Annotated in this window: 2 protein-coding genes; both read right to left on the minus strand. The window is 36.3% G+C overall.

Annotation, left to right across the window (positions count from 1 at the left end; translation table 11 throughout):
• Window positions 1-3 precede the first annotated feature (3 nt).
• A complete protein-coding gene (locus tag ACFINC_RS09555; RefSeq protein ID WP_375617058.1) occupies window positions 4-147 on the minus strand; it encodes a TrwH protein in 144 nt (47 codons plus the stop codon).
• A 219-nt stretch (window positions 148-366) separates the two neighbouring features.
• Complete coding sequence (locus ACFINC_RS09560; RefSeq protein WP_375617059.1) at window positions 367-1,233, minus strand: type IV secretion system protein; 867 nt, start codon at window positions 1,231-1,233, stop codon at window positions 367-369.
• Window positions 1,234-1,253 lie beyond the last annotated feature (20 nt).

Genomic DNA, 1,253 nt, shown 5'->3' on the forward strand with positions numbered 1-1,253 from the left:
TTTTCATCTGTCTCCTCGCTTGATTTCGGCAGGGATTGTTTTATTAATGGGTACGCGGTTCCTATCACTTGGTTGTTTTAGTTTTGGTGCTAGTGCACAAGCAGATAAAAGATTCATAATTAAAATTATAGAAATGATATATTTCATTTTAATGACCACTCTTTTTCATTGTTATTTATAATATAACAATTTCCGTCATTATTACAATTTTGAATATAAAGTAAAGTGCATAATTTGTGTTTATTTTACTTTTTTGATTTCATAACTGATTTTATTCATGGAAAACTTTAGCTGCAGTGCAAATATTTTTTACTTTGAGATTGGAATGTTTGGGTTATTTTGTCATATAGATGCTAAAAGTAAATATTAACGGGAACTATTGCTTCCTATGCCATCTAGTCTCCATAGATGTCCAAATGTAATGCCTTTTGCGAGAGCATTGGCAATGTTTGACAGTTTGAGTAACAGCATAATGGATATAATGGACAGGATGAGAGCTCCTCCAAACATATATCCCATATTCTGTTTGTAATCGAGTTTCATATCGCCCAAATAGTTTGCAAAGATATTCATCATTAAATTAAATACGGTAGCTAAGAGTACAAAGAGGATTGTATAGCTTACGACTTGTACAATCCATTGCTCAAAAAAGCGGTAAGTTGGTTGCCAGAGTAGAGCAATAATGAAGATTGGCCCCCATCCTACGAGAAGTGCAAGTGCGATTTTTGTCAGAAGGACGAGACCACCACCGATTGCAACTACGAGGCTTGTTGCCAACAAGATGACGATACCTAAGAGACCGTAAAGTAGCCCATTAGCCTCGAAGAAGACAGTTTCTTCGAAAAGACGACTTGCATATTGAAACCCTTGGCTTGCTGCTTTGTCAAGCAAGTTCATTAATTGTTGATCAGTGAGCGGATTTTTTATGAGCGCTTTTGATAAATCATGAGGCATTTGAGTTATTAAATTTGTGATTTCTGGTTGATACAGTCCTGCGGTAAGAGCTATTGAAGTAATAATGCTTATTCGTAGGAAACGGTTCACAAATCCAGAGAGAGGCATGTCAATAGCCCCACGAATGATGAGCCATCCATAGATGATGAAAGTGATGGTGATCCCGATTGAGACGAAGGGCGTAATTGTAGCCATTGCTTTTGAGGAAATATCTGTGACATAAGTTTTTGTTATTTTGTCAATTTCAGTGAAAAGTTGCGTGAACAGTGTGAAGTTCATGGCATTCCTCTTTAATGAAT

It is taken from the genome of Bartonella sp. AP58NXGY, assembly GCF_042195785.1.
Lineage (GTDB): Bacteria > Pseudomonadota > Alphaproteobacteria > Rhizobiales > Rhizobiaceae > Bartonella.